The 22,930-nt window shown below is 63.5% G+C and carries 23 protein-coding genes and 4 tRNA genes; 21 read left to right on the plus strand and 6 right to left on the minus strand.

Features of this window, described 5'->3' with window-relative positions; all coding sequences use genetic code 11:
• Positions 1 to 199 precede the first annotated feature (199 nt).
• Positions 200 to 2,599 carry an endopeptidase La gene (gene lon / locus V8J83_RS02770; protein ID WP_339983269.1) on the plus strand — a complete coding sequence of 800 codons (2,400 nt, stop codon included), beginning with the start codon at positions 200 to 202 and terminating at the stop codon, positions 2,597 to 2,599.
• Positions 2,600 to 2,760: 161 nt separating this feature from the next.
• Here the strand turns inward: lon and V8J83_RS02775 are convergent, their stop codons facing one another.
• A complete protein-coding gene (locus tag V8J83_RS02775; RefSeq protein ID WP_339983271.1) occupies positions 2,761 to 3,120 on the minus strand; it encodes a hypothetical protein in 360 nt (119 codons plus the stop codon).
• Between the two features lie 128 nt (positions 3,121 to 3,248).
• Between V8J83_RS02775 and V8J83_RS02780 the strand changes: the two genes are divergently transcribed.
• From V8J83_RS02780 to V8J83_RS02845, 14 genes are all read left to right on the plus strand, one after another.
• Positions 3,249 to 4,025 carry a polysaccharide deacetylase family protein gene (locus V8J83_RS02780; protein WP_339983273.1) on the plus strand — a complete coding sequence of 259 codons (777 nt, stop codon included), beginning with the start codon at positions 3,249 to 3,251 and terminating at the stop codon, positions 4,023 to 4,025.
• 122 nt (positions 4,026 to 4,147) lie between these two features.
• Positions 4,148 to 4,729 carry an HU family DNA-binding protein gene (locus V8J83_RS02785; protein WP_339983275.1) on the plus strand — a complete coding sequence of 194 codons (582 nt, stop codon included), beginning with the start codon at positions 4,148 to 4,150 and terminating at the stop codon, positions 4,727 to 4,729.
• A gap of 14 nt (positions 4,730 to 4,743) precedes the next feature.
• Positions 4,744 to 4,818: transfer RNA gene (locus tag V8J83_RS02790), tRNA-Val, on the plus strand.
• Between the two features lie 132 nt (positions 4,819 to 4,950).
• Positions 4,951 to 5,535, plus strand: coding sequence for a histidine phosphatase family protein (locus V8J83_RS02795; protein WP_339983277.1), 585 nt, complete (start codon positions 4,951 to 4,953; stop codon positions 5,533 to 5,535).
• 46 nt (positions 5,536 to 5,581) lie between these two features.
• Positions 5,582 to 5,657 (plus strand) — tRNA-Val (locus V8J83_RS02800).
• 175 nt (positions 5,658 to 5,832) lie between these two features.
• Positions 5,833 to 6,213 carry a DUF4870 family protein gene (locus V8J83_RS02805; protein WP_339983279.1) on the plus strand — a complete coding sequence of 127 codons (381 nt, stop codon included), beginning with the start codon at positions 5,833 to 5,835 and terminating at the stop codon, positions 6,211 to 6,213.
• A gap of 97 nt (positions 6,214 to 6,310) precedes the next feature.
• Positions 6,311 to 7,249, plus strand: a complete 939-nt coding sequence (locus V8J83_RS02810; RefSeq protein WP_339983281.1) for a pirin family protein — start codon at positions 6,311 to 6,313, stop codon at positions 7,247 to 7,249.
• Positions 7,250 to 7,291: 42 nt separating this feature from the next.
• Positions 7,292 to 8,143, plus strand: coding sequence for a hypothetical protein (locus V8J83_RS02815; protein WP_339983283.1), 852 nt, complete (start codon positions 7,292 to 7,294; stop codon positions 8,141 to 8,143).
• Positions 8,144 to 8,186: 43 nt separating this feature from the next.
• Positions 8,187 to 8,723: a GNAT family N-acetyltransferase gene (locus V8J83_RS02820; RefSeq protein WP_339983285.1), complete on the plus strand. Its 537-nt coding sequence runs from the start codon at positions 8,187 to 8,189 to the stop codon at positions 8,721 to 8,723.
• A complete protein-coding gene (locus V8J83_RS02825) occupies positions 8,720 to 9,694 on the plus strand; it encodes a DMT family transporter (protein ID WP_339983287.1) in 975 nt (324 codons plus the stop codon). The genes V8J83_RS02820 and V8J83_RS02825 overlap by 4 nt, the downstream gene beginning before the upstream one ends.
• A 108-nt stretch (positions 9,695 to 9,802) precedes the next feature.
• Positions 9,803 to 9,879 (plus strand) — tRNA-Asp (locus V8J83_RS02830).
• 35 nt (positions 9,880 to 9,914) lie between these two features.
• A tRNA-Asp gene (locus tag V8J83_RS02835) sits at positions 9,915 to 9,991 on the plus strand.
• 95 nt (positions 9,992 to 10,086) lie between these two features.
• On the plus strand, positions 10,087 to 10,716 hold the full coding sequence (locus V8J83_RS02840) for a hypothetical protein (protein WP_339983289.1): 630 nt from the start codon (positions 10,087 to 10,089) through the stop codon (positions 10,714 to 10,716).
• 96 nt (positions 10,717 to 10,812) lie between these two features.
• A complete protein-coding gene (locus tag V8J83_RS02845) occupies positions 10,813 to 11,472 on the plus strand; it encodes a YrbL family protein (protein ID WP_339985954.1) in 660 nt (219 codons plus the stop codon).
• Between the two features lie 9 nt (positions 11,473 to 11,481).
• Here the strand turns inward: V8J83_RS02845 and mnmA are convergent, their stop codons facing one another.
• On the minus strand, positions 11,482 to 12,624 hold the full coding sequence (gene mnmA, locus V8J83_RS02850; protein ID WP_339983291.1) for a tRNA 2-thiouridine(34) synthase MnmA: 1,143 nt from the start codon (positions 12,622 to 12,624) through the stop codon (positions 11,482 to 11,484).
• A gap of 133 nt (positions 12,625 to 12,757) precedes the next feature.
• Between mnmA and sciP the strand changes: the two genes are divergently transcribed.
• The 5 genes from sciP (at position 12,758) to V8J83_RS02875 (ending at position 18,780) form a co-directional block, all read left to right on the plus strand.
• Entirely contained in the window at positions 12,758 to 13,033 is a 276-nt protein-coding gene (gene sciP / locus V8J83_RS02855; protein ID WP_339983293.1) for a CtrA inhibitor SciP, read from the plus strand.
• Between the two features lie 109 nt (positions 13,034 to 13,142).
• On the plus strand, positions 13,143 to 13,856 hold the full coding sequence (gene ctrA / locus V8J83_RS02860; protein ID WP_339983295.1) for a response regulator transcription factor CtrA: 714 nt from the start codon (positions 13,143 to 13,145) through the stop codon (positions 13,854 to 13,856).
• Between the two features lie 155 nt (positions 13,857 to 14,011).
• Positions 14,012 to 16,438 (plus strand): NAD-dependent DNA ligase LigA, encoded by a 2,427-nt coding sequence (gene ligA, locus V8J83_RS02865; RefSeq protein WP_339983297.1) that lies wholly within the window; start codon positions 14,012 to 14,014, stop codon positions 16,436 to 16,438.
• The gene (recG, locus tag V8J83_RS02870) at positions 16,431 to 18,533 is read left to right on the plus strand and encodes an ATP-dependent DNA helicase RecG (protein WP_339983299.1); all 2,103 of its coding nucleotides are present in this window, start codon (positions 16,431 to 16,433) and stop codon (positions 18,531 to 18,533) included. Before ligA ends, recG begins: the two co-directional genes overlap by 8 nt.
• A gap of 124 nt (positions 18,534 to 18,657) precedes the next feature.
• Complete coding sequence (locus tag V8J83_RS02875; RefSeq protein ID WP_339983301.1) at positions 18,658 to 18,780, plus strand: hypothetical protein; 123 nt, start codon at positions 18,658 to 18,660, stop codon at positions 18,778 to 18,780.
• A gap of 181 nt (positions 18,781 to 18,961) precedes the next feature.
• On the opposite strand, the gene V8J83_RS02880 is transcribed toward V8J83_RS02875, so the two are convergent.
• On the minus strand, positions 18,962 to 19,414 hold the full coding sequence (locus V8J83_RS02880) for an iron-sulfur cluster assembly scaffold protein (RefSeq protein WP_339983303.1): 453 nt from the start codon (positions 19,412 to 19,414) through the stop codon (positions 18,962 to 18,964).
• A gap of 66 nt (positions 19,415 to 19,480) precedes the next feature.
• Between V8J83_RS02880 and hisI the strand changes: the two genes are divergently transcribed.
• Complete coding sequence (hisI, locus tag V8J83_RS02885; protein ID WP_339983304.1) at positions 19,481 to 19,840, plus strand: phosphoribosyl-AMP cyclohydrolase; 360 nt, start codon at positions 19,481 to 19,483, stop codon at positions 19,838 to 19,840.
• Positions 19,841 to 20,020: 180 nt separating this feature from the next.
• On the opposite strand, the gene gluQRS is transcribed toward hisI, so the two are convergent.
• Genes gluQRS through trmFO form a run of 3 tightly spaced genes read right to left on the minus strand, consistent with a single transcriptional unit; the run spans position 20,021 to position 22,854 of the window.
• Positions 20,021 to 20,857: a tRNA glutamyl-Q(34) synthetase GluQRS gene (gluQRS, locus tag V8J83_RS02890; protein ID WP_339983305.1), complete on the minus strand. Its 837-nt coding sequence runs from the start codon at positions 20,855 to 20,857 to the stop codon at positions 20,021 to 20,023.
• Positions 20,854 to 21,450, minus strand: a complete 597-nt coding sequence (locus V8J83_RS02895; RefSeq protein ID WP_339983306.1) for a class I SAM-dependent DNA methyltransferase — start codon at positions 21,448 to 21,450, stop codon at positions 20,854 to 20,856. The genes gluQRS and V8J83_RS02895 overlap by 4 nt, the downstream gene beginning before the upstream one ends.
• 39 nt (positions 21,451 to 21,489) lie before the next feature.
• Positions 21,490 to 22,854 (minus strand): methylenetetrahydrofolate--tRNA-(uracil(54)-C(5))-methyltransferase (FADH(2)-oxidizing) TrmFO, encoded by a 1,365-nt coding sequence (gene trmFO / locus V8J83_RS02900; protein WP_339983308.1) that lies wholly within the window; start codon positions 22,852 to 22,854, stop codon positions 21,490 to 21,492.
• Positions 22,855 to 22,930 lie beyond the last annotated feature (76 nt).

Here is a 22,930-nt window from a genome sequence, read left to right on the forward strand (position 1 = left end):
TTTGCACCGGCATTGGACGCAAAGGATGGTTGTCTCACGTCCGGGTGAGGTGCAAACTCCGTACAGCACAACGGCACAAGGTGCGCTTGAAACCGCATCACACGCGCCCCACGTTAACACACCAGAGAGAGGAAGGGGCTAGGCTGCCGCCAAGCGGGGCCCCGCACCCTTGCCTGAACCAAAGGAAGGCATCAGGCTTATGCCAGAGCAAACCACCTATCCGGTCCTGCCATTGCGCGACATCGTGGTGTTTCCCCACATGGTCGTGCCGCTGTTTGTGGGCCGCGAAAAATCCGTCCGCGCGCTGGAAGAAGTGATGCAGGATGACAAGCAAATCCTGCTGTCTTCGCAGCGCGACCCCGCGGATGACGATCCCGGCCCGGACGGGATCTATGACAACGGCGTCCTTGCCAATGTGCTTCAGCTTCTCAAGCTGCCCGACGGCACGGTCAAAGTGCTGGTCGAAGGCCGCCGCCGTGTGCATATCGACGACTTCACCATGGTAGAGCCGTATTTCGAGGCGCACGCCAGCCTCGTGGCGGAATCGACCGGTGATCTGGAGGCGATTGCCGCGCTGACGCGGTCTGTCGCGGAAGAATTCGAGAAATACGCCAAGGTCAAGAAGAACATCCCCGAAGAGGCGCTGACCTCGGTCTCGGAGGCCTCGGACCCGGCGAAACTGGCCGATTTGGTGTCCGGTCATCTTGGCATTGAAGTGGACGAGAAGCAGGGGCTTCTTGAAACGCTCGAAGTCGCGGCGCGGCTTGAGAAGGTTTATGGCCTGATGCAGGGGGAGATGTCCGTTCTGCAGGTCGAGAAGAAGATCAAGACCCGCGTGAAGTCCCAGATGGAGCGCACGCAGCGGGAATATTACCTCAACGAACAGATGAAGGCGATCCAGCGCGAGTTGGGCGATGGCGAGGACGGCGCGGGCGAAGTGGCCGAGCTGGAAGAGCGCATAGAGGCCACGAAGCTGTCGAAGGAGGCGCGCGAGAAGGCGGATGCGGAGCTTAAGAAGCTCAAGAACATGTCGCCGATGAGTGCCGAGGCGACCGTGGTGCGCAATTACCTCGACTGGATGCTGTCGATCCCGTGGGGTGTGAAGTCGCGCGTCAAGAAAGACCTCGGTCGCGCGGAAGAGATCCTCGACAACGACCATTACGGCCTTGAGAAGGTCAAGGAACGGATCGTTGAATATCTCGCGGTGCAGAAGCGCTCGGCCAAGTTGAAGGGGCCGATTATGTGCCTTGTCGGCCCGCCGGGTGTGGGCAAGACATCGCTTGGTAAATCTGTTGCGAAGGCGACGGGGCGCGAGTTCATTCGCATCTCGCTCGGTGGCGTGCGCGATGAAAGTGAGATCCGTGGCCACCGCCGAACCTATATCGGCTCGATGCCGGGCAAGATCATCCAGGCGCTGAAGAAGGCAAAGACGACCAATCCGCTGATCCTGCTCGATGAGATCGACAAGATGGGGCAGGACTTCCGGGGCGATCCGGCGTCTGCGATGTTGGAGGTGCTGGACCCGGAACAGAATTCCACCTTCGTGGATCACTATCTTGAGGTCGAATATGACCTGTCGAATGTGATGTTCCTGACCACGGCGAATTCCTACAACATGCCGGGCCCGCTTTTGGACCGGATGGAGATCATCCCGCTGGCCGGCTACACCGAGGACGAAAAGGCGGAGATCGCGCATCGCCACCTGATCCCAAAGCAGGTGAAGAACCATGGCCTGAAGGCGAGCGAGTTCACGTTGGAGCCCGAGGCGCTGCAGGAGATGATCCGCACCTATACCCGCGAGGCGGGGGTGCGGAACCTTGAGCGGGAGATCGGCAAGCTGGCGCGGAAAGCGGTCACGCGGATCGTGCGCGGCAAGGATGAAGAAGTCGTTGTAACCCCCGAAAATCTCGACGATTTCCTTGGCGTGAAGAAGTATCGCTACGGCTTGGCCGAGGATGCGGATGCGATTGGTGTTGTCACCGGCCTGGCCTATACCAGCGTTGGCGGCGACCTGCTGCATATCGAGGCGCTGAACCTGCCGGGCAAGGGTCGGATGAAGACCACCGGCAAGTTGGGCGACGTGATGAAGGAGTCGATTGATGCTGCCTCTTCCTATGTGCGGTCGATCGCGCCGCAGATCGGGGTGAAGCCGCCGAAATTCGACCGGATGGATATCCACGTCCACGTGCCCGATGGCGCGACGCCGAAGGACGGGCCGAGTGCCGGTCTGGCGATGGTGACATCGATCGTGTCGGTGCTGAGCGGGATTCCGGTGAAGCGCGACATTGCGATGACGGGCGAGGTGAGCCTGCGCGGCAATGCGATGCCGATCGGCGGGTTGAAGGAGAAACTTCTCGCGGCCCTTCGGGGGGGCATCACGACGGTGCTGATCCCGGAGGAAAACGAGAAAGATCTGGCCGAGATCCCCGATAACGTGAAGGAGGGGCTGAAAATTATTCCCGTCAGTCACGTGTCGGAGGTGTTGAAGCACGCGTTGGTGTCCGCACCCGAGCCGATCGAATGGGATGAGGCCGCCGAAGAGGCCGCCGCCGCCCAGGCCGCGCTTGAACGAGGCGGTACAGGGGCCACGGCGCACTGAGCCGAGGCCCGAAAACAAGGTAAACAGGCGCCCCCGCGGAAACGTGGGGGCGTTTTTTCATCCGCGCGTGTCCGTGTGCGGGGGCCTAAGCCATTTGCATGGGGGCGAAACGAAAACGGCGGCCCAATGGACCGCCGGTTCGAAAAACATGTCGCGTGGGATCAGTTGTGGTGCAGCAGGAGCAGCAGCAGAACCGCGAAGATCGGCACGAAGATTCCCTGGTTGGACGCGGCGGTGTCAACGATCACGACGTCCTGCGGGACAACGATGCCACCGGCGTTGGCGGCGGTTGCGAATGCGGCGACGGCCACAGCGGCGATCAGAACTTTTTTCATTGGAATTCCCCAAGTGTTTAGCAGACGAAAGACGCGGCGTTGCAGCCCCGCGTTAAACTCACCTTGGCAAACTCCGGGCTGCGCGATCAATGCTGTGCGGCCAAAAAACAGTTTGTTGCAGCCGCGATCGCCCCGAAAGTGGCCGTGTCGCAACGCTTTAGCGCCCCAAATGCGTGAATTGGGCATAGAATCGTGTCGAATGGACAACGCACGGCCACGGAATGGAACGCTACGTAAACCGATTCGTTGCTATGACGGCGGTGTTCCGCCCATTGTGATCGCCGGGGGCACACCAGCCCGAGGGTCTAAGTATCATGTCCGAGTATTCAAGACGCGCCCTGTTGTCGGGGGCCGCCGCTGGCCTGATGGCGCCTTTCGTGGTGCGCCCGGTCGCGGCGCAGATGGTGCCGCAGAGCTTTGCGGGCAGCGGCGACATCCGTAGCGGGGTCGACGCGACCGTCACCCGCGTGCCGACCGCGCAGCCCTATGTCGCGATGACGTTTGACGACGGCCCGCACCCCCGCCTGACGCCGCAGCTTCTTGATATGTTGGCCGCCCGTGGCATCCGCGCGACCTTCTATGTGATCGGGCGCAATGCCCAACGCTATCCTCAGATCCTGCAGCGCATGGTGGCCGAGGGGCACGAGATCGGCAATCACACCTGGTCGCATCCGAACTTGCACGGCCATTCCGATGGGGCGGTCCTGAGCCAGGTCGACCGCACAAATCGCGCGGTCTACGAGGCCGTGGGTCGCCCGCCGGTGACGATGCGCCCGCCTTACGGCAACCTCTATGACCGTCAGCGCCTGATGCTGCACCAGTCGCGGGCAATGCCGACGGTGCTTTGGTCCATTGACACGCTGGACTGGCAGCGCCCGGGCTCGTCGGTGGTGTCGCGCCGGGTGATTAACGGGAGCCATTCCGGTGGCGTGATCCTGGCCCATGACATCCATTCGGCCACGGTCCGCGCGATGCCCGCGGCCCTCGACGGCGTGGTTGGTCGCGGCTTTCGGTTTGTGACGGTGTCGGAACTGATCGGGTGGCCGCGCTGGGATCGCCGCCGACTGCGATTGGTCGCAGCGCCCGGTTAACACCTTCGGTTAACGCCGTTTTTTCGTTGCCCTAGCCGAATTGACCCTGATCGGGTATGCTGTTTCCCACAGAGAAACAATCCGTGACGGCATGCCGTACACGGAGGGAAAGGCAAATCGAGATGGCGACCAAAACACAGACCGATAGCGAAACAGCCCCCAACAACGGCGCGGCTGCCGGCGCGAAGGCGACCACGAAAGCGGCGGCGAAAACTCCGACCAAAGCGGCCGCCAAACCGGCAGCCACCGCGACGACGCGAGGCAAGGCGACCTCGGCGGGGCGACGCAAATCCACGGCGCGTGCGGCTGATGCCGCGGCGAAGCCCGCGGCTGCGAACCCCTCGGCTTCGAAGGCCGTGACATCCGCGTCGAAACCTGGTGCCGGATCGCCGGTCGCGACCGGAGCGCCAGCGGATGCTTTGCGGCGCCCGGACCTGATCCAGGCCATTGCGGATCGTGTGTCGCTCAAGCGGTCGGAGGCCAAAATGGTGTTCGACGTCGTCCTTGACGAGATTGGCAAGGCGCTGGACGCCAATGACGAGGTGATCGTGCCGCCGTTGGGGAAGATGATGGTGAAAAAGCGCATCGCCAAGCCCAATGGCGCGATGCTGACCGTGAAGCTGAAGCGGGCGGAAGCCGATCCCACCGCAGGTGATGTCGCCCCCCTAGGAGCCCCCCTTGCGAAGCCTGGGAAACAGGGCTAAAGAGCCGCCAAATCGGGTGATTAGCTCAGTGGTAGAGCGCTTCGTTCACATCGAAGATGTCGGGAGTTCAAATCTCTCATCACCCACCAAATCCCCTTCAGCCTTGGCGAAGCGGAGGGCCCGAAAGCGGGTTCCGGCGCAGGCAAGCTCCGCGCCGGACGAGATGATTTTTCGCTGGTTTCGCCATTGCGATTTGGCCGTCGGGGCGCTTAAGCAGCCCCATGTTTCACGTTGACCTGCCGCCGATCTACGTTCTGCGCCATGGCGAGACCGAATGGAACCTTGCCGACCGGATGCAGGGGTGGTGCGACTCGCCCCTGACCGCTCTTGGTCGCGCGCAGGCCGAGGCGCAGGGGCGGTTGTTGCGCGCGCATTTGCCGGAGGGCTGCGGGATCCGCATATCACCTTCGGGCCGTGCGGTGGAGACGGCGCAGATTGCCCTGGGCGCGCGGGCGCGCGCGGCGGTTCTAGACGTAAGGTTGCGTGAGGTGAACGTGGGCGATTGGGTGGGCCGGACGCCGCAGGAGATTGCCGCCGAACATGTCTTCGTGCGCCCGGACGAGGACCGCCACCTGTGGAAATTCCATGCGCCCGGTGGTGAGACGCTGGAGCAGATGACGGCACGGTGCCGCGGCGTGTTGGCGGAGCTGACGGGGCCGAGTGTCTTGGTGACCCATGGCGTGACCTCGCGGCTGCTGCGGTGCCTGGCGTTGGGGCGCGCGCCCGAGGCGCTTGGCGATTTGCCGGGCGGACAGGGGATCGTACATGTGATCGAAGACGGAAAAGCGCGGATTTTGCGCGAGTAACGGCTGGACGGGGGGGCGTGGGATTTGCTACAGCCCGCGACGGTTCGGGTGGTTAGCTCAGTTGGTAGAGCGTCTCGTTTACACCGAGGATGTCGGGGGTTCGAGCCCCTCACCACCCACCAACCAAGCCCTTTGCGGGACGTAAAAGGCGTGGCGTGCGGAAGCGGGCTCTCGCGCAGGCAGGTTCCGTGTGCACGATCTTCTCGAAAGCGTATCGAAGACCGGGACATCGGCCGCGTGTTGACCGCCGCGCCGTGAGCCCGCAGAATTGCGCCAACGACCGAAAGGAATGGACCCGTGTCAGACCCCAATTCTCCTCATCCGCAGGCCTATACGCCGCCGCCGCCCAACCCCTACCAGCCTGCGATCATCGTCTATGCCGTGTTCGCCGCAAGCTTCCTTTTGGCGCCCATCGCCATCGGCGCGCTGATCTATGCCTATATCGAAAAGGGCAAATCGGGCGAGGTCGACACGCATCTGACATTCATGATCCAGACCTTCTGGATTGGGCTGGCGATCATGCTTGTGGGCGTCTTGACGACGTGGTTGCTGATCGGGTTTGTGATCTTGCTGGGGTGGTTCCTTTGGGTGGTGGTGCGGATGATCACGGGCTTCCAGCTTGCGCTTGCGCGTCAGCCGATCCGGGGGACGGAATTGATAGGGATGAAGGCGGTCTGATTGGTGCGTCTGCGCACATGGGACGTTGGCTTGATCGGAATTGGCGCGTTGGGGCAAGGGTTGTAGCTCTGAGCCATCGTGAACAAGGAGATGCGCCATGAGCTGGAACCCCGCCCTCGACCCCGAATGCCCGACCGGCGACGCGGTGGATGCGATCGAGACGGTGATCGTGCCCCGTGCGCGAGATCTGGGCGATTTCGAAGTGCGCCGGGCCTTGCCGGCGCCGAAGCGGCAGATGGTCGGCCCGTTCATCTTCTTCGATCAGATGGGGCCTGCGGAATTCATCACCGGGCAGGGGGTCGATATCCGCCCGCATCCGCATATCGGCCTTTCCACGGTGACGTATCTGTATGAGGGCAAGTTCCATCATCGCGACAGCCTTGGCACCGACCAATGGATCGAGCCGGGCGCGGTGAACCTGATGACGGCGGGCCATGGGATCACGCATTCGGAGCGGATCGACGGCGCGATGTTGCGCAACCCGTACCGTCTGGCGGGGATACAGACGTGGATCGCGCTGCCCAAGGATGCTGAAGACGATGCCCCGGATTTTGTGCATGCAGCCAAGGCGGAGCTGCCGTTTCTGGAGGGCGAGGGCAAGCAATTGCGCCTGATCCTTGGCACGGCTTATGGCGAGGCGGCACCCGTGGTGACGCCGTCGGAGATGTTTTATGCCGATGCGCATCTTGAGCCCGGGGCCAAGCTGCCGATGCCCGACGATCACGAGGATCGCGGCGCCTACGTGGTAAATGGCGCGGTCGATATTGCGGGACAGACATTCGAGGCCGGGCAGATGATGGTGTTTCGCCCCGGCGACCGGGTGTCGATGACGGCGGGGGCGCACGGCGCGCGGGTGATGATCCTGGGGGGGGCAACTTTGGAAGGGCCACGCCATATCTGGTGGAATTTCGTGGCCTCGTCGAAGGAGCGTATCGAAGCGGCGAAACAGGCCTGGCGGGAGGGAGATTGGCAGCATGGGCGATTTCAATTGCCGCCGAGTGATGATCGGGAGTTCATTCCGCTGCCGCAGAGGTGACAGCTGGATCGCGGGCCACTATGATCTCGCGGCGCATCCGCAATGGCGATCCGAGAGCTTCGCGTGACAGATCGAGTGTTTCTTATCCTGCTGTGCCTTGGCGTCAGCCTTGCCGCCCCGGCGCGCGCGTTCGCCCCGGAGGATTGTTCCGAGAATTACGTGGCCGATGGCCTACCGGCCGAGACCCGTGTCGCAAATGTGCCGGAGTATTTTGTCGAGCCGGGCCAGATCGGCGGCGACCTGATCTGTACGCTGGTGCCCGGTGAGGCAGAGGGCGCGCCGGTCATCCAGGTGTCCGAGCGGATGGCCAACAGCGCGCATGGCGCGTTTGTGCAATACTTCCCGAACCGCATGCAGGTGCTGCGCACGCAGGGCCCGGCCGCTGGCCTGATGCTGACATTGTGCGGGCCGATCCCTGATGATCTGCCGCGCGAACGGCATCCGGGCGGCGTGTGGTGCCGGGTCGACCTGTCGCCCGGGCGGGGGGTGACGCTGGATCTGGAATATGACGCGGGCGGCGCTTTGGCATGGCTGAACTTCGAGGTCTCCGCCGGGCCGGAGGGCATGGTTGCGGGCTCGACGCTTGCGCCGCTTTTGCCGCAGGTGGCGCCTCAAGACCTGCGCGCCGCGGTGTTCCTGCCGAAGCCCGATGTCACGCACCTTCTGGAATTGATCCGCGGCCCGGAGGTGTTCCGACTTGTCACGCCGCAGGACCTCCTCACATTGCACAGCGGCCTGCGCAATGATCCGCAGGAGTGGCATATCGTGGTCGAGACCGGCGCGCCGCAAACGGGCCCCTTCGCCCAGATCGTGCTGTCGTCTGAGATGCTGGCCGATGCCATGGCCGAGCTTGCGCTGTTGGAGGGGCTGATCCGGACCGATCGCGGTCCGTGAGCCCTCCCTTGCGCTCAGGTTGCACGCATTGCACCGTCGGCCCATGTCCGCCGGACCTGTCATGCATATCCGCCCCGCCATGCGCACCGATCTGCCCGAGATCATGAGCCTGCACGCGGCCAATTGGCGGCGCGATTACGCCGGCATTCTGCCTCAATACGCTTTGGGCAATCAGTTGACGGACCACATGGCCGCAATCTGGCACGACGGCGCGTTGCGCGACCGGCGCTGTCTGGTGTCGCGGGACGGGGCGGGGACGCTTTTGGGGTTTGCCGCGATGCTGGATGAGGGGCCGGACGGCTGCGCGTTTCTCGACAACCTGCATGTCGCGCCACCGTATCGCGTGCTTGGCGTGGGGCGGGCGTTGATGTCGTCGGTGGCGGTGCTGGCGATCCCGGGGCGTCTGACGTTGGAAGTGCTCAGCGCGAATGCGCAGGCCCGCGCGATCTACAAGGCCTGGGGCGGGAAGGAGAGCCCCGCGTTTCAGGACGACATCATGGGTCTTGCGGTGCCTGCGGTCACGGTGGGCTGGGAAGACACCGTGTGGTTGGTAGACCGTTTGAGCGGGGCGGATGTATGAACACCAACGCCGGCACACCGACGCGGGCGATTTTCCTGATCCTGCTGGCAATGGTGTGCATTTCGATCAACGACATGCTGATCAAGCTTCTTTCGGGGGGCTATCCGCTGCATCAGATGGTGTTCATCCGCTCGATCATCGGGGTGGGGTTCACGGCGCTGATCCTGATGCGGGAGGGAGGGATTTCGCTGCTGCGCACCGATCAGCCGGGGCTGCACCTGATCCGGGCGCTGCTGATCGTTGTTGCGAACATGACCTTTTTCGCAGCGTTGGCGGTGATGCCGCTTGGGGTGGCGACGGCGCTGTTTTTCGTGGCGCCGCTGTTCATCACGCTATTGGCGATCCCGGTGCTGGGGGAACGCGTGGGGGTGCATCGCCTGACGGCGTTGGTCATAGGGTTTGTCGGCGTTGGCGTGATGATGTTGCCTGCGAGTGATTTTGGCGCGGTGCCGCGCGGCGCGCTGTTTTTGCCGATCATTGCCGCGGCCTGTTACGCGGGCATGCAGGTGATGACGCGCAAATTGGGTGCGAAATCGGCGGCCTCGGCGATGGCGATTTACATCCAACTGGCGTTTATCGGTGTCTCAGCGGTGTTCTGGGTCAGTGTGGGCGACGGCCGTTTGGCGGCGCAGGTCGAAAGCGAGAGTTTGGTTTTCCTTCTCAGGGCATGGATTTGGCCCGCGCCAGAGGATGTGTGGAAATTCGCGGTGCTTGGCCTGATGTCGGGGATGATCGGCTATTGCCTCAGCCAGGCGTACCGCTTGGGCGATGCGGCGACAGTGGCCTCGTTCGAATATGCCGCCCTGCCGATGGCAATTTTTCTGGGATGGATCGTATTCGGCGAACGCCCGGGATGGGTGATGTTGCTTGGCACGGCTTTGATCGCGGGCGCGGGCCTTTATGTTTTCGCGCGCGAGCGGCGGCGCGCGGGCGTTGGACCGGCGGCAGAACGCCCGATCCGGCGAGGCTGAAGCGCACTGGGTCGGAAAAGCCGCCGATCTGGGTGCACGACCGCTTGACGGGGCAGGCGGGGGGCCTTAGACCGCCCCTCACGCCGGGATGCCCGGTGTAAAGGGTGAGCGGTTGTAGCTCAGTTGGTTAGAGTACCGGCCTGTCACGCCGGGGGTCGCGGGTTCGAGCCCCGTCAACCGCGCCACCACCCTTTGCACGGAGCCTTTCACAGCGTATCGCGCGGTTGTAGCTCAGTTGGTTAGAGTACCGGCCTGTCACGCCGGGGGTCGCGGGTTCGAGCCCCGTCAACCGCGCCACTTTCCCCTTCGAAACCAATGCGGATTTCGCTAGCGTCCCGACCATGGGTGTGAGGGGAATTGTTTTGTCCGCGCTGCTTTGCGCGTCGCCTGCGATGGCTGAGCCGCTGGACCTGCCGGTGGCGGAGGTTTTGGCCCTGGGGCAGGCGGCCTATGCCGATCGCGCCAGTTTCGAGCGCGTGTTGCAGGCGCGGATGCCGAGCGTGGTGTTTGACGCCGGCGGACAGGTCGCCTCGGTCGAGGATCCGTTCCTGTGGTCGCTGGCCGGGCGGTTCGGCGGCGCGGGGGCAAGCCCAAGGCCAGGCGCAATTTTCGGCTGCGCGCGCTACGGGGTGGCGACGCGGGATCTGTTCTTGGAATATGGCTTTGCGGCGCCGGAGACCTTCGCGTTGATGGGCGACGCGCTGCCGCTTTCGGATGATGTGGAGGTCTGGCCCAACGCTGCGGTGGCGCGACTGCATTGCATCTTTGTCTGGGATGATGCGGAAACGGTGCGGATCGTGCCGGAACCAGCGGCGCAGGCCGCGCTGGGGCATCTGTTCGAGGCGGTCACAGCACAGCAGGAAGGCTCCGATTTTGCCGTTCTGGGCGAAGACGGCTTCCGCCTGCGGGGACGAAACGGGGCGGGGGACAGGGTGGTATGGCTGGAAAGCGGTGATGTGATCCTGACCAATGGCCATCAGCAGGTGTCGTTCCGCGCGTACCTGATCGGGGGCGCGGTGTAGCGGGGTAGGCGCGCGGGTGGAGCGCCGTCCTTGACACTCTTCGGACCCGGGCGATAGGCAGCGCGGGATGCAAAAGGCCGGGGGCCATTGAACCAGATGAACGGCTCGAACCAGCGCCTTGTCCTGAGCGGCCAAACCCCTGTCGGGAAAGGCTCCGTGCGCGATGTCTATGCGCACCCGGACCGGCCCGGTTACCTGATCAAAGTGTTCAACGATCGCAAACTTGTAGATGCGAGCCAGGGGGTGCGGGGCGCGGCGCGGTTCGTACGCCCGCACTATCCCTACGATGATTTCGTGCGCGAGCAGAATGAATACACACGCTGCATTCTACTGGGCCACAAGCTGGGATGCCGCGTACCGATCGCCGAGATCGCCACCGTCACCCTCACCGACCTTGGCCCCGGTCAGGTGGTGCGCCGCATCAGCGACGGCGCGGGCGCGATCGGCAAGACCGTGTCGATGCTCCTGCGGGAGGATGCGTTCGGCGATGAGGAATTCATGCGTCTGAACGGGTTCATGCGCGATCTCTGGACGCTTGAGATCAATGCGCCCGATTTGTCCTGCGACAATGTCGCCTTCGATGGCGAGGCCGGGCAATTCGTTCTCGTGGACGGGATCGGCGAGAAGACCCTTCTGCCGGTCCGGGCCTGGATCGGAGCGCTCAACCGCAAGAAACTGCATCAGATGGCGCATCGGATGGGTCGCTACATCAACGCCGACTGGAACGAGGACAGCCGTCAGTTCACAGCGCTCTGACGCCCCGTTTCAGCCCCGGTGGATCCAGCCACCGCCAAAGATGCGCGTGCCGGTGGGATCGTAGAAAACGCAGGCCTGTCCGGGGCTTACGCCCTCCTCGGCCACGACAAGTTCAACCTCGGCCTCGGTGGCCGAGAGGGGCCGGACCGTGGCGGCGCGCGGTGGTCGGGTGGAGCGGATCTTGACGTCCAGCTCCCATGTCTCGCGGCTGTCGAACGGCGCATCTCCAAGCCAGTTGATCTCACGCACCGGCACGGTCCGGGTCGACAACGCGTCCTTCGGGCCGACAATCACGCGGCGTGTGTCAGGGTCGAGTTTCACGACGTAGAGCGGATCGGCCAACCCGCCGATGCCAAGGCCCCGGCGTTGACCGATGGTGTAATGGATCACGCCGCGATGCGTGGCCAGAACATTGCCGTCGATGTCGACGATGTCACCGGGATCGGCGGCGCCGGGGCGCAGTTTCTCGATCACCGCGGCATAATCACCGTTCGGCACGAAACAGATGTCCTGACTGTCGGGCTTGTCGGCCACGCTCAGCCCGTATTTCGCCGCAAGCGCACGGGTCTCGGCTTTGGAGGCGAGGTGGCCAAGCGGAAAGCGCAGGTAGTCGAGCTGCTCCTGCGTCGTGGAGAAGAGGAAATAGCTTTGGTCGCGTGCGGCATCGGCGGCGGAATGCAACTCGGCCTTGTGAGGCCCCATGTGGCGTTGGATGTAATGGCCGGTGGCCATGCAATCCGCGTCGAGGTCTTTCGCTGTGCCGAGCAGATCCTTGAATTTCACCCGCTCGTTGCAGCGGATGCATGGCACGGGCGTGGCCCCGGCCAGATAGCTGTCGGCAAACTCGTCGATCACGGCATCCCTGAAGACATTTTCGTAGTCGAGCACGTAGTGCGGAAAGCCCATGGTTTCGGCCACGCGCGCGGCGTCGTGGATGTCGCGCCCGGCGCAACAGGCACCCTTTTTGGCCAATGCGGCGCCGTGATCGTAAAGCTGCAACGTGACGCCCACGACGTCATAGCCTTCCTCAGCCAATTGCGCTGCGACAACAGACGAATCCACGCCGCCCGACATAGCGACGACAACGCGCGTGTCCTGCGGGGCTTTTGCGAAGCCAAGGGAATTGAGGCCGTCTGAGCGGTCGAGCGCCATGGGAAATGCCTTATCTGAAGGGCTGCCGCAGCCATATAGGAAAAAGGCGAGATATCTCAAGCCACGCTTACCCGATCTTAAGGCTCGTGGGTCAAGGTGTTAGCGACCCAAGACCAAGACCGATGAGGCCGAGATGTACATTCGAAAGATCCAGGGGCCGCATGCGGTGACGCTGCCTGACGGAACAACTTTGACCCGATCCGACCTGCCTTCGCCGAACACAAGTCGGTGGGTGGCAAGCCGAAAGGCGGCAGTCGTGCATGCCGTTGATGGGGGGCTGATGAGTGCCGAAGAAGCGATTCGCACCTACGCCCTGTCTGAGGAAGAGCTGGAAAGCTGGCGCTCTGCTGTCCTTCAGTTTGGAGAAAAAGCTCTGAAAACAACGGCTTTGCAGAAGTTTCGCCAATAAGTGATCGAAAAAAGTGATGTTTTGAACAAAATGCGTAGCGTCGGTAACCTGTAATTAACCATTTCGACTAAAAGTGAATCCAACAACCGAGATGAATTGGAGAGAACTGATGCGGGTTCTGCTAGTCGAAGATGATCCTACCACGTCGCGCAGCATCGAAATGATGCTCAAGCATGCGAACCTGAACGTCTATTCCACAGACCTCGGGGAAGAGGGAATGGACCTCGCCAAGCTCTATGATTACGACATCATCCTTCTCGATCTGAACCTTCCGGATGTCTCCGGCCACGAGGTCCTGCGCCACCTGCGCACCGCCAGGGTCGAGACGCCAATCCTCATTCTCTCCGGCCTCGACGATCCCGAAAACAAGCTCAAGGGCTTCGGTTTCGGGGCGGATGATTATCTGACCAAGCCGTTCCACCGCGAAGAGCTGGTGGCCCGCATCCACGCGATCATCCGTCGCTCCAAGGGCCACGCGCAGTCGGTCATCAATACCGGCCTGATCTCGGTCAATCTCGATGCGAAGACAGTCGACGTTGAAGGCACTCCAGTGCACCTGACCGGCAAAGAGTATCAGATGCTCGAGCTGCTTTCGCTGCGCAAGGGCACGACCCTCACGAAAGAGATGTTCCTGAACCATCTTTACGGCGGGATGGACGAGCCTGAACTGAAAATCATCGACGTGTTCATCTGCAAGCTGCGCAAGAAACTGGCGGAGGCCACGGGCGGCGAAACCTACATCGAAACCGTGTGGGGCCGCGGCTATGTGCTGCGCGATCCGGTGAGTGGGGCGTCGCAGATGGATATGGCGGCCACCGGCTGATCGTTCCAAACTCGCTAGCTAAAAAGCGCCCCGGCCGCATCGCCGGGGCTTTTTTTTGTGGCGATGGCTTCTGCGAATTCGGGCCGCTCTCTGGACCAACGCGCTGCCGGGACCTATCACCCAAGAAGGCAGGCAGACGTCCGGGGGAAGTGGCCATGGCGAAACACAGTGACACCGATAGTGCCAAAGTCGCAAATCTGGACGAGGCGGCGGCAATCCAACGTCTGGCGGAACTGGCGCAGCTCCTGGGGTCGGCCAACGCCGCCTATTACCGGGATGATGCCCCTGACCTGACCGATGCGGAGTATGATGCGCTCAAGCGCGAGAACGCGGCCATCGAAGCGCGCTTTCCCAAACTCAAGCGCCAAGACAGCCCTTCTGAGCAGGTCGGCGCCGCCCCTGCCTCGGGATTTGCAAAAATCACCCATGCCCAACGCATGCTGTCGTTGTCGAACGCGTTCGACGTCGAGGATGTGGCGGATTTTGTCGCCGGTATTCGCCGCTACCTTGGCCTGACCGAGGATTCACCCCTGGCGTTCACGGCGGAACCTAAGATTGACGGCCTTTCGCTGTCCTTGCGTTACGAGCAGGGAACTCTTGTTCACGCGGCCACACGCGGCGATGGGGCGGTGGGCGAGAACGTGACCGTCAATGCACGAACCATCGCCGATATTCCGAGCACGTTGGAAGGTGCACCGGATGTGTTGGAGGTGCGGGGCGAGGTCTATATGTCCCATGCCGATTTCGCGGCCCTAAATTCGCGGCAGGCCGAGGCGGGCGACAAGATGTTCGCCAACCCGCGCAATGCGGCAGCAGGATCATTGCGGCAGCTGGACCCGGCGATCACAGAATCTCGGCCCCTGAAATTCTTCGCCTATGCCTGGGGCGAGTTGAGCGCACCGCTTGCGCAGACCCAGACCGGATCGCTCGAACGGCTCAAGTCGCTTGGTTTCCAGATCAACCAGTGTACCAGAACCTGTGCTAGCTGCGAGGCGATGCTGGCGCATTATGCCAGCATCGAGGCGAGGCGCGCGGGGCTTGGTTATGACATCGACGGGGTTGTCTACAAGGTGGATGACCTCGCCTACCAGCGGCGTCTCGGCATGCGATCGACCACGCCGCGTTGGGCGATTGCGCATAAATTTCCCGCAGAGCTGGCCTGGACCCGGCTGGAGGCGATCGACATTCAGGTTGGCCGAACCGGGGCGCTGAGCCCGGTCGCGCGCCTGACGCCGGTGACGGTGGGCGGCGTTGTCGTGTCGAATGCGACGTTGCACAACGAGGATTATATCGCGGGGCGCGATGCCAGTGGCGCGCCGATCCGTGTCGATGAAAATGGCAACGGCAAGGACATCCGCGTGGGCGACACCGTGCAGATCTACCGCGCCGGAGATGTGATCCCGAAGGTGGCCGATGTCGATTTGGGCAAGCGGCCCGGCGACGCCGCGCCGTTCGTGTTTCCAACGGTTTGCCCGGAATGCCAAAGTCAGGCGATCCGCGAGGAAGGGGATGCGGTGCGGCGCTGTACCGGTGGCCTGATCTGTCCGGCGCAGGCGGTCGAGAAGCTGAAGCATTTCGTCTCGCGCGCGGCGTTTGACATCGAAGGGTTGGGGGCCAAACAAGTCGAGGCGTTCCACCATCTGGGGTGGATCGATGCGCCCGCCGACATCTTCACCCTTCGCGCGCGTGATACCGAGCGAAAGCTGCTCCGTCCCGCGGTGCGGCAGGTCGCGCTTTGGCAGCGTGGCAACACACCCGAGGAGGTCGCGCAGCGGATGGTCGACCGTCGCGAGATGCTCACCACCATGGGGATCGACCCGCTTGTCGGATACGAGGCGGCGCTGGACACATTGTCGGGTCGGCCGCTTTCCGAGATTAAATCCTGGGGCGAAAAATCCGCTGAAAACCTGTTCCAGGCGATTGACGAAAAACGCGAAATCCCATTGGCCCGGCTGATATTTGCCCTTGGGATCCGCCATGTGGGTGAGGTTGCAGCCGCCGATCTGGCGCGCCACTTTGGCACGTGGGAGGCTTTGGCCGGCACGGTTGACGCGGCAGCTCCGGCCGCCAGCGCGCACCGCGCCGCCGAGGAAAGCATCGTGGCAGAGCGGGCAATGGCTGCGGACGAAGGCCGCCGCGCGAACCTTTCTGCTGCGCGCGAGGCGGCCTGGGCCGACACGCCGGCGCAGGCGCGGGCCGCGTGGGATGATTTGACCGGGATCGACGGCATCGGAGCCACGGTGGCCGTGTCGCTTGTGACCACGTTCCAGCAGAAAACCGAACGCGCCTCCATCGACGCCTTGGTCGCCCTGTTGACGCCCGTAGCGCCCGAAGCGCGCGCCATGGACAGTCCCGTGGCGGGCAAAATCGTGGTCTTCACCGGCAGTCTGGAGAAGATGACGCGGGCCGAGGCCAAGGCGCGGGCGGAATCCCTGGGCGCGAAAGTGTCGAGCAGTGTTTCGGCCAAGACCGACCTGCTGGTGGCCGGGCCAGGGGCCGGATCGAAGGCCACCAAGGCGGCGGAGCTTGGGATCGAGACCATTGACGAAGACGAATGGCTGGCATTGGTGGGCGATGGTTGATCATATCCCAAAAGGTCGGCCCGAGATCCTGTTTCCACTTTTCGCGGGCTTGGAGACGCTGGACGGTGTGGGTCCGAAAACGGCGAAACACTATGCGGCCATCGGGGTGGAGACGCCCAAGGATCTTATCCTGACGTTGCCCAACTCCGGGTTGGACCGGACGCGTCGCGCCTCGATCCGGGAGGTGCCGCTGCCCGGGCCTGCGACGGTCGAGGTGACCATCGGGCAGCATCACAAACCGCGCGGTCGGGGGCCGTACCGGGTGGATGTGGAAGATGCACAGACGGCGTTTCAGTTGGTGTTCTTCCATGCCCGGGGCGATTACCTCGACAAGCAGCTACCAGTGGGAAGCCGCCGCGTCGTTTCAGGTAAGGTGGAGCTATACGACGGCATCGCGCAGATGGCGCATCCCGACCACATGCTGCCGCCCGAGGACGCCGCGCAGATCCCGACGTTCGAGCCGGTTTACCCTCTGGCCCAAGGGCTGACGCAGCGGGGGGTGCAAAAGGCGATGGCCTCGGCGTTGCAGAAGGTCGAATTTCTTGGTGAATGGGTCGATCTGGAGTTGCGTAAGGCGCGCGAATGGCCCGCCTGGGCCGATGCGATTGCGCTTGTCCATGCCCCCGAAACCACAGCAGATCTGAGCCGCGCGACCCCGGCCCGTGCGCGCCTGGCCTATGACGAATTGTTCGCGCATCAGCTGACCCTGTCGTTGGCCCGTGCGCATCGCCGGAAGAAGCCGGGCCTTGTCAGTGCGGGCGACGGCGCGTTGCGGCGCAAGATTTTGGCCACGTTGCCCTACAAGCCCACCGGCGCGCAGACCCGCGTGATGGAGGAAATCACCAAGGATATGGGCACGCCGCATCGGATGAACCGGCTGCTGCAGGGCGATGTCGGGGCGGGCAAGACGCTTGTTGCGTTGATGGCGCTTCTGGTCGCGGTGGAGGCGGGCGGGCAGGGGGTGATGATGGCGCCGACCTCGATCCTGGCCGGGCAGCACTACCTGAACCTCAAGCCGCTGGCCGATGCGGCTGGCGTGGTATGCGAGGTTTTGACCGGTGCTGACAAGGGGGCGGAGCGGCGCGCAAAGCTGGCGGCGCTCAAGCGCGGTGACATTCACATTCTGGTCGGCACCCACGCGGTGTTTCAAGATGACGTCGCGTTCGCGGATCTGCGCCTCGCCGTGGTGGATGAGCAGCACCGCTTCGGTGTGCGCGAACGGGTCCGGTTGAGCCAGAAGGGCGAGGCGCTGGACGTGTTGGTCATGACCGCCACGCCGATCCCGCGCACACTGAGCCTGGCGCAATATGGCGATATGGATGTCTCGGTGCTCGACGAGAAACCGCCCGGACGCACGCCGGTGAAGACCGCCCTCGTCTCCACGGCGCGGATCGATGAAGTGATCGACCGACTGCGCCGCGCGTTGGAGGAAGGGCGGCAGGTTTACTGGGTCTGTCCGCTGGTCGAGGAAAGCGAAATTTACGACGCGACCGCCGCCGAGGAGCGGTTCAAGATCCTGCGCGCGGCCTTGGGGGACGGGGTTGTGGGGTTGGTCCACGGGCAAATGCCGCCGAAGGACAAGGATGCGATCATGGCCGCGTTCAAAGCGGGCGAAACCCGCGTGCTTGTTGCCACGACGGTGATTGAGGTTGGGGTCGACGTGCCCAATGCGTCCATCATGGTGATCGAACAGGCCGAGATCTTTGGCCTGTCGACGCTGCACCAATTGCGCGGCCGTGTGGGGCGGGGCGCGGCAGACTCGACCTGTTTGTTGATGTTCCGCGCGCCGCTAGGCGAGACGGCGACGCGCCGGTTGCAGGTCATGCGCGACACCGAGGACGGGTTCCGCATTGCCGAAGAGGACCTCGCGATCCGCGGTGCGGGCGATTTGATCGGCACGGCGCAATCGGGCCTGCCACGGTTTCGCATTGCCAATCTTGAGGAGCAGGCGGATTTGCTGGCACTGGCGCAGAGCGATGCGCGCACGCTTCTGGCCCGTGATCCCGAGCTCAGCAGCGCCCGGGGACAATCGGCGCGCGTGCTTTTGTGGTTGATGGAGCAGGACAAGGCGATCCGCCTTCTGGAGGTCGGCTAGGCCCCGTATTTGAGAACAAAGCGCGGTTTGTTCGCTAATGTTCTTAAAAAGTTCTTTACAATTTTACTCACTTGTGAGAACAAAGGGTCAACAAGACGTTAACAGAGCAGCTCCGGAGGTTCCAATGCTTCGCCAGACCACTCAGATCCTTGCCCGTTCGCGCAGCACGTTGATGTATGATCTGGTTGGTGTGGTGGCCTTGGCTGCGATGACGATCGGCATGCTGTTCCTGCCGGGTGTTGTGTAAGTCTTTTTCGTTTCTGCCTGCGATCCATTTCGGGTTCTGGCACCGGCGACTTGTCCCCGCCCGTGTCGTCTGACATCCCGCCAGCTCCCTGCCTCGGAGCGTCCCGGATCCGCATACCTCCGCCGCCATCCTGTCCCGGATGCGCGGCGGTTTTTTTGCAATATAGTCGGCAGTAAGGGGGTCAGGCGCAGGCTGCGCGTTCGGCCTCGGCGATGGCGTCCGCGGTGGCGTCCAGTGACAGTAGGATCGAGGCGTGGCGGTTGCGATAGTCGCGCGCTGGCTCCAGCACGTCGTAACCGTCGAAGGGCGCGTCCGGCACCGGGCCGCCATCCTTGAGCATGGCGCGCAGGGCATCGCGGGTCGCCTCGACCTCAGCGCGGCTGCGGCCCAAGACGTTTTGCCCAAGGATCGCTGCGGACGCCTGACCCAGGGCGCAGGCCTTCACATCCTGCCCGAAGCGCGAGATCACGCCGTCGGTCATATCCAGATCCACGGTGACGGTCGAGCCGCAGAGCGGTGCGCGTTTTTTCACGCTGGCCTGCGGGGCGTCGAGGCGGGCGCGATAGGGAATATCGGCGGCCAACGCGAGGATGCGCTGGGAATAGAGCTTGATCAGATCGTTATCGCTGGCCATGGCTTTGCCTTTCGGAACCTCCTGCCATAGGTAGCGGCGAGGATTTGATTTGCAAAGAGGTGCGACATGGCGACCTTTGATCCGGCGACGCTGCGTTATGATACCAACGGGTTGATCCCCTGCATCGCGCAGGCGGAGGGGTCGGGTGAGGTGTTGATGATGGCGTGGATGAACGCCGAGGCGGTCGCACGCACGCTGGAGACCGGGCGCGTCACCTATTGGAGCCGGTCGCGGCAGGCGTTCTGGGTGAAGGGCGAGGCCAGCGGGCATGTTCAGGAGCTGCTGGATTTGCGTGTCGATTGCGACCGGGATTGCCTGCTGGCGATCGTTCGGCAGACGGGCCCCGCGTGTCACACCAACCGGCGGGTGTGTTTTTATACCTCGGTCATCTCGGGCGAAGAGGTGGAGTTGATGGCGCCACAATAGCTGTGATCACGCGTGAGAAGGTGGGTTAAGTATCTGCTTCATAATGACAAAATGAATTTTGTTAGGATTTTGGAAAGGTTCGCCTTTCCAATGGGACGGGGCGCTGCCCCTTCGCGCCCTTCGGGGCGCTGACCCCGAGGTTTTTTAGGCAAGATCAAGGAGCGGGCGCGCGCTGAGCCATCAGAGTCCCACCATGGCGCGGATATCCTGGGGGGTGGCACCCTCGGCGCGGTACGTACGGATCGCGCGGGCGTCGTCGCGTTTGGCAAGGCGCTTGCCGGTCTCGTCGCGGATCAGGCGGTGGTGGTGGTAGATGGGCGCGGACAAGCTCAATTCCCATTGCAGGAAGCGTTGCAGGAAGGTGGCCTCAAACAGGTCTTCGCCGCGGATCACATGGGTGACGAAGGTGTTTGCATCATCGACGATGACGGCGAGGTGATAGCTGGCGGCCATGTTTGGGCGTGCCAGAATGGGATCGCCGACGCGCGTTAAAAGGTGATCCGCGGTGACGTCGTGCTCGCCCGCGTGGGCCGGGCCGGTCTCTGTGAAGGCGGGCAATGGTCCGTCGGTGGTTTTCGACAGTTCATAGCGCAGGGCATCCGTCGGCAGGCGATCCGCGTAGGCGCGTCCCCGGCACGTGCCGGGATAGATCCGGCCATCGGGGCCGAATTCGGGCACACCTTCCTGTGGGGCGGAGGCCGCGTTGGCAATCTCGGCGCGGGTGCAGCGGCAGGGATACACCGCGCCGTGGGCGGCAAGGTCTTCGATTGTGTCTCGGTACTCGTCGAAATGCTCGGACTGGCGGCGCACCGGGCCATCCCATGTCAGGCCAAGCCAGCGAAGGTCTTCGTAGATCAGATCCTCCCATTCGGGGCGGGCGCGGGATTGGTCGAGATCGTCGATGCGCAGGAGGAACTGGCCACCGGCGACGCGCGCCATGTCATGGGCGAGGATCGCGGAATAGGCATGGCCGAGGTGCAATGGCCCCGTGGGCGAGGGCGCGAAGCGGGTGATCACGATTTGCGCAGGATGTAGATGGAAGACTTCATGTTTTTGCCCGGCAGATGGTCGCCGTAGGCCTCGTGGATCAGGGTGGCGGTGTCCTGGGCCTTGGCGAGCGCATCCATGTAGCTGGCGTCGGCCAGCGTCGCGTCATTGAAGCTGAACCCCACAAGGCCGTTTGGGGGCAGCGCGTCCAGCAGGACATGCAGCGTGTCGGCGGGCGCGGCGCCAAGGCTGACGACGCCGATGGCAGCGATGATCGGGTAGCCAGGGGGCGGGGCGTCACCCGGGGCGCTTGGCCAGAGCTTGCGATAGGCGCCGGTGGCCTGCGCGTGGTCGAGCATTTCGGGCGTGATGTCGGTGCCGTCGATGGTGGTGAAGCCCTGCGCGGCCAGCGCGCGCCCCGACAGGCCCGTGCCACAGCCGAAATCGAGCAGCGGCGCCGTCAGATCGGGGGCAACCGCGGCCAAGGCCTGCGCCAATCGGCCCGGCGTCGCATAGCCCGCGCCCTGCACATCCGCATCGTAGGTCTCGGCCCAATCGCGATAGAGCGCGCGGGTTTCTTCGGGAGAGCGGGGCTGCCAGAGCGGTTTGTCGAAGGTTGCCATGGGGGGCAAGTTAGCCGTGCAGGCGACCCCGCGTCCAGTTCACTCGGCCGCTTCGCGTTGGGGGGCCAGCCAATCGGACCAATCGGCCTTGGCACGGTCGGTGTAGGCCTTGTAGCGATCCTTGCGGCCGCGTCGGCCCCCTTTGAGGCCTTCGACGGGGGGAAACAGGCCGAAATTGACGTTCATCGGCTGGAACGTCTTGGCCTCGGCCCCGCCGGTGATGTGGGTGACGAGCGCGCCCATGGCGGTGGTGTGGGGGACCGGCGCCAGGGTTTCGCCGCGCATCTCGGCGGCGGCCATGCGGCCCGCGAGCAGACCCATGGAGGCCGATTCGACATAACCTTCGACGCCGGTGATCTGCCCGGCGAAGCGGATATGGGGTTTGGAGCGCAGGCGCATTTGCGCGTCGAGGAGCGTGGGGGAATTGATGAAGGTGTTGCGGTGGATCCCGCCCAGACGCGCGAAGGATGCGTCATGAAGGCCGGGAATCTGAGCAAAAACAGACTTTTGCGCGCCGTACTTCATCTTGGTCTGGAAGCCCACGATATTGTAGAGCGTGCCGAGCGCGTTGTCGCGGCGCAGTTGCACCACGGCGTGGGCCTTGGTCTGCGGGTCATGGGGGTTGGTGAGGCCCACGGGCTTCATCGGGCCATAGCGCAGGGTTTCGCGGCCGCGTTCGGCCATGACTTCGATCGGCAGGCAGCCGTCGAAATAGGTCGCGGTCTCGCCCTCGTTGAATTCGGTTTTGTCGGCGCTCAGCAGCGCGTCGATGAAGGCCTCGTACTGGTCCTTGGTCAGGGGGCAGTTGATATAGGCCTCGCGCTCGTCCTGGGTGTCGCCCTTGTCGTAGCGCGACTGGCGCCAGGCGACGTTCATGTCGATGGTGTCGGCATAGACGATGGGGGCGATGGCATCGAAAAAGGCGAGGCTGTCCTGGCCTGCCTCATCGGCGATGGCCTGTGCCAGCGCGCCGCCGGTCAGTGGGCCGGTTGCGATGATGGTGGGGCCGTCTTCGGGCAGGGCGGTGACCTCGTCGGCGACAATCTCGATGTTGGGATGGGCGCGGATCTTGGCGGTGACGGCCTCGGCGAAGGGGTCACGGTCGACGGCCAGCGCGCCGCCTGCGGGCAGTTTATGCGCGTCGGCCGTGGTCATGATGATCGAGCCCGCGGCGCGCATTTCCCAATGCAAAAGGCCCACGGCGTTTTGTTCGTCGTCATCGGAGCGGAACGAATTGGAGCACACCATTTCCGCCAGATAGCCGGTACGGTGGGCAAAGGTTTCGACCTTTGGGCGCATCTCGACGATGCGGACCGATACGCCGAGCGTCGCGGCTTGCCAGGCGGCTTCGCAGCCCGCCATGCCGCCGCCGATGATTGTGAGGATCTGGTTGGATGCTGTCATGGAGCCGCTTTACTGCATGGGCCGGGAGGGCCTCAAGGGGGCAGGGGGCGGCCGGGCAAAAGAAAGGGCGGAGGTC

Source organism: Gymnodinialimonas ulvae (genome assembly GCF_037543845.1).
Lineage (GTDB): Bacteria > Pseudomonadota > Alphaproteobacteria > Rhodobacterales > Rhodobacteraceae > Gymnodinialimonas > Gymnodinialimonas ulvae.